At 74.6% G+C, this 4603-nt stretch carries 5 protein-coding genes and 1 pseudogene; 5 read left to right on the forward strand and 1 reads right to left on the reverse strand.

Annotated elements, in window-relative coordinates; genetic code table 11:
* A partial coding sequence (locus I4I78_RS30545) for an alpha/beta hydrolase (protein ID WP_218614981.1) occupies window positions 1-1008 on the reverse strand: 1008 nt, incomplete at its 3' end.
* 170 nt (window positions 1009-1178) lie between these two features.
* Here I4I78_RS30545 and ruvC point away from each other — a divergent pair.
* The 5 genes and pseudogenes from ruvC to I4I78_RS30570 all read left to right on the forward strand — a co-directional run.
* Entirely contained in the window at window positions 1179-1853 is a 675-nt protein-coding gene (ruvC, locus tag I4I78_RS30550) for a crossover junction endodeoxyribonuclease RuvC (RefSeq protein WP_218614982.1), read from the forward strand.
* Entirely contained in the window at window positions 1850-2455 is a 606-nt protein-coding gene (gene ruvA / locus I4I78_RS30555) for a Holliday junction branch migration protein RuvA (RefSeq protein ID WP_218614983.1), read from the forward strand. Before ruvC ends, ruvA begins: the two co-directional genes overlap by 4 nt.
* Before the next feature lie 49 nt (window positions 2456-2504).
* Window positions 2505-3563 (forward strand): Holliday junction branch migration DNA helicase RuvB, encoded by a 1059-nt coding sequence (ruvB, locus tag I4I78_RS30560; RefSeq protein WP_374225948.1) that lies wholly within the window; start codon window positions 2505-2507, stop codon window positions 3561-3563.
* Between the two features lie 130 nt (window positions 3564-3693).
* On the forward strand, window positions 3694-4071 hold the full coding sequence (gene yajC, locus I4I78_RS30565) for a preprotein translocase subunit YajC (RefSeq protein WP_218614984.1): 378 nt from the start codon (window positions 3694-3696) through the stop codon (window positions 4069-4071).
* A 115-nt stretch (window positions 4072-4186) separates the two neighbouring features.
* Window positions 4187-4603 (forward strand): annotated as a pseudogene (locus I4I78_RS30570) (protein translocase subunit SecD); the annotation flags it as partial.

Consider the following 4603-nt stretch of genomic DNA (forward strand, 5'->3'; position numbering starts at 1 on the left):
GAGCAGGCGCCCGGGGACGCCCACCTCGCGCAGCCGCCGGTCGTAGGCGACGACCCGATCGGCGAAGACGAAGTGGTCGGCCGATCCGAGGAGCAGCAGGGTCGGCGGCAGCCCCGGGCGCACGTGGTCGACGGGCGAGAGCTCACGCCGCAGCTCCGGCGCTCCCTCGCCCGGCCCGCCGAACAGGGCTCCCTGCAGCTGCGCGGCGATCAGCCGCAGGTCGGTGGCCGGGTAGTAGGCGACGACCCCGCGCGGTGCCGGCAGCGGGTCGGGGTCGGCCGGGCAGCTCAGCGTCCGGTCGGTCAGGCCGGAGGCCGTGTTCAGGGCCAGCGTCGCGCCGGCCGACTGCCCGGCCAGGACGATCCGGCCCGCGTCCAGCCCCTGCGCCGCGGCGTTCGCGCGGACCCAGGACACCGCGCACGCGACGTCGCGGCGCTGGTCGGCACCCACCGGTGACGGCGGCGGCAACCGGTACTCCACGGCGACGACGGCGTGGCCGCGGTCGGCGAGCCAGCGATTGAGCGCGGTCCGGTCGGTGCGCTCACCGCGCACCCAGCTGCCCCCGTGCAGCCACACGACGACCGGGTGCGGCCCGGCCGTCGGCGGCCGGTAGAGGTCCAGCGAGCGGCCCGGGGTGTACTCCGCGGTCAGATCCGGGCGCCCGTCCGGCTGGCCGACCGTCGTCAACGCCGCAGCCCAGTCCAGCCGCACCCCCTCCGCGCGGGCGGCCCCGGCCAGGCTGACCAGGACCACCACCATCCCGACCACGGCCGCCGCCGAGACGACGCCGGTCACCGCCCCGGTGCCGCGTGCCCCGGCCGCCCACGCCCCGACGCCGACACCGATCCCGAGCAGCGCGGCCAGCCCGGCGTGCACCGGGTACTGGCCGGTGACGAACGAGCCGAGGAAGCCGACCAGCGGGATCCGCGGCACGAACGCCCCGACCACGACGACCAGCAGGCCGACGCACCACAGCGCGCCCACCGCCCGCAGCAGCCATGCCGCCACACGTCCTCCCGGGATCTCGATCGACCCCGGTCACCTCACCATCCCGGCCGACCCGCGGCGCGCCGGAGCCCGCCGGGTCACCCGGGCGGCCCGGCGCGCCCCGGGCGGGGTGGGCGGCTGTGGCCGGTAGCCTCCGGGTTCGAACCGTTGTTCTCCCGGGAGGGGTGCGTGTGCGGGTGCTCGGGGTCGACCCGGGGCTGACCCGGTGCGGGATCGGGGTCGTCCAGGCGGGACCGGGACGGACCGTGACCTGCGTCGACGTCGGCGTCGTCCGCAGCACACCGGACACGCCGCTGGAACGGCGCCTGCTCGGCGTCGCCGACGAGGTCGCGCGCTGGGTGGAACACCACCGCCCGGACGTCGTCGCGATCGAGCGGGTGTTCAGCCAGCACAACGTGCGCACCGTGATGGGCACCGCACAGGCCAGTGGCGTGGTCGCGCTGGTCGCCGCGCGGGCCGGGCTGCCGGTCGCGTTCCACACCCCGAGCGAGGTCAAGGCCGCGGTCACCGGTGAGGGCCGGGCGGGTAAGGAGCAGGTCACCGCCATGGTGACGAAGCTGCTCGGGCTCACCGAGGCGCCGCGCCCGGCGGACGCGGCGGACGCGCTCGCGCTGGCCATCTGCCACTGCTGGCGGGCACCGATGCTCGACCGGATGGCCGAGGCCAAGGCCCGCGCCGACGAGATGGCGAAGATCCACAAGGCCCGGCTCGCGGAGGCGGCACGGTCGCGGGCGCCGGTGTCGTACCCGCGCGGTAGCCTGCGGGGTCGAACGGGCGTTCGTGAACCGACCGTCCGCGAGCCGACCACGCCCACCAGCAGTACGACGAACGGACGAGAGAAGTGATCCATTCGGTCCGCGGGCCGGTGCTGGAGATCGGGCTCGACCACGCGGTGGTCGAGGTCGGCGGCGTCGGGCTGGCCGTGTACGCCACCCCGAACACGCTCGCCGGGCTGCGCCGCGGGGAGCAGGCGCGGCTGGCGACGCTGCTCGTCGTGCGCGAGGAGTCGCTGACCCTGTTCGGGTTCGCCGACGCCGAGGAGCGCGAGCTGTTCACGCTCCTGCAGACGGTGTCCGGGATCGGGCCCCGGCTCGCGCTCGCGACGATCGCGGTGCTGGAGCCGGACACGCTGCGCCGCGCACTGGCCGACGGCGACCTGGCCGTCCTGACCCGGATCCCCGGCGTCGGGCGCAAGAGCGCCGAACGCCTGGTCCTCGAGCTCCGCGACAAGGTCACCGCGCCGGCCCCGGCCGCCGCGGGCGGGGTCGCGTCCGCGCCGACCCCGGTGCTCGGGCAGCGCGACCAGGTGGTGGAGGCGCTGGTCGGCCTCGGTTTCACCGCCCGCCCGGCCGAGCAGGCCGTCGACGCCGTGCTGGCCGTCACCCCGGACGTCGACGCCGCGGGCCTGCTGCGCACGGCACTGTCGTCCCTGGGACGCTCGCGGTGACCCCGGGCGGTGCGGACCGGGACGGGCAACCGTGAGCGGGGGTGAGGACGTGGCTCAGGACGAGCTGCACGGGGACGGGTTCCGCGAGGTCGACCCGGAACCGCACCCCGACGACACCGAGCTCGACGTGTCGCTGCGCCCGCGCGTACTCACCGAGTTCATCGGCCAGCCCCGCGTGCGCGAGCAGCTCGAGCTCGTGCTGGAGGGCGCGCGCCGGCGCGGCGATCCGCCGGACCACATCCTGCTCTCGGGCCCGCCCGGCCTGGGCAAGACCAGCCTGGCGATGATCGTCGCGGCCGAGCTGGGCGTGGCCGTGCGGCTGACCTCGGGCCCGGCACTGGAACGCGCGGGCGACCTGGCCGCGATGCTGTCCAACCTCGTGCCCGGCGACGTGCTGTTCATCGACGAGATCCACCGCATCGCGCGCCCGGCCGAGGAGATGCTCTACCTGGCGATGGAGGACTTCCGGGTCGACGTGATCGTCGGCAAGGGGCCCGGGGCCACCTCGATCCCGCTCGACGTCGCGCCGTTCACCCTGGTCGGGGCCACCACCCGGGCCGGGTCGCTGACCGGCCCGCTGCGCGACCGGTTCGGCTTCACCGCGCACATGGAGTTCTACGAGCCCGACGAGCTGGAGCAGGTGCTGCGCCGTGCCGCGCAGATCCTGCAGATCGACCTGCGCGACGACGGCGCCGAGGAGATCGCCGGCCGCTGCCGGGGCACCCCCCGGATCGCGAACCGGCTGCTGCGCCGGGTCCGGGACTTCGCCGAGGTCCGTGCGGACGGCGTCATCCGCCGCGGCGTGGCGCAGGACGCGCTGGCCGTCTACGACGTCGACGAGCTCGGTCTGGACCGCCTCGACCGCGCCGTGCTCAGCGCCCTGGTGCGCAGTTTCCGGGGCGGGCCGGTCGGAATCTCGACACTCGCCGTCGCAGTGGGCGAGGAGGCCGGTACCGTCGAGGAGGTCTGCGAGCCCTACCTGGTGCGGGCCGGAATGCTGGCCCGCACACCGCGCGGACGAGTCGCGACCCCGGCGGCGTGGAGCCACCTCGGCCTCACACCGCCTGCCGACGGCCCCGCCGGTACGCACGCCCCGGCGCTGTTCTGACCGGTCACGTCACCGGCGTCCGAATGGCGGTGTCGGGGGAGGGGCCCGCGATGGACCTACGGTCCCGGCTGGCACACTCGGGACCTCGACCAGAGACGGAGATCCCGGAGACATGCCACAGAGTTCGATCATGTCGTTACTGCCCTTCCTCATCATCCTGCTGCTGTTCGTCCCGTTGTTCCTCAACGGCCGCAAGCAGCGCCGGCAGATGGCACAGACGCAGTCGATGCAGGCCGCGCTGGAGACCGGCGACGTCGTCATCACGACGTCCGGGCTGCGCGGCACGATCACCGATGACTCGTACGAGGACACCGTCGACCTCGAGATCGCCGAGGGTGTCGTGACGACCTGGCTGCGGGCCGCGGTCCGCGAGAAGGTCGACCCGGACGCCGGCCACGGTGCCGTCGCCGTCGAGGAGGACCCGGCCGACACCGACGACGAGGCGACCCCGTCGTCGTCCGAGTCGCCGAAGGTCACGCCCTCGGAGAGCAAGCCGATCATCCACTGAGCCGGAGCCGAGCGTAGCTCGGTGGAGCGCACGCCGACGGCGGACGACCCGTCTCCGGGCCGGTCCGTCGTCGGACATGCCCGGGTCGGCCGGAGACCCTTCAGGAGAGCAGAACGTGGCATCGTCGGCGGGGCAGCAGATCAGCCCCTGGCGGTACCTGACGGCATTCGTCGGGATCGTCGTCATCCTCTACGCGCTGGTGCTGTTCACCGGTGGCGGGAACATCTCGCCCAAGCTGGGTATCGACCTGCAGGGCGGTACCCGGGTGACGCTCACCGCGCGCACGGAGAACGGGGCCGTCCCGCCGCGGGACCAGCTCGTGCAGGCGCAGCAGATCATCGAGCAGCGCGTCAACGGGCTGGGCGTCAGCGGCGCCGAGGTCGTCCTCGACGGCAGCAACCTGACGATCACGGTGCCCGGCGAGGGCGGTGACGAGGCGCGTTCACTCGGCCAGACCGCCCAGCTGCGGTTCCGCGAGGTGATCGGCGGGCCGATCCCGGCGAACACCGGTGCGTCCGCTCCGGGGCAGCAG

This window comes from Pseudonocardia sp. KRD291 (assembly GCF_019263595.1).
Classification (GTDB): domain Bacteria; phylum Actinomycetota; class Actinomycetes; order Mycobacteriales; family Pseudonocardiaceae; genus Pseudonocardia.

Bases quoted from the DNA above. Each gene is read 5' to 3' on its own strand.
- yajC (WP_218614984.1), top strand. From the start codon at position 3,694: ATGTCGTTACTGCCCTTCCTCATCATCCTGCTGCTGTTCGTCCCGTTG.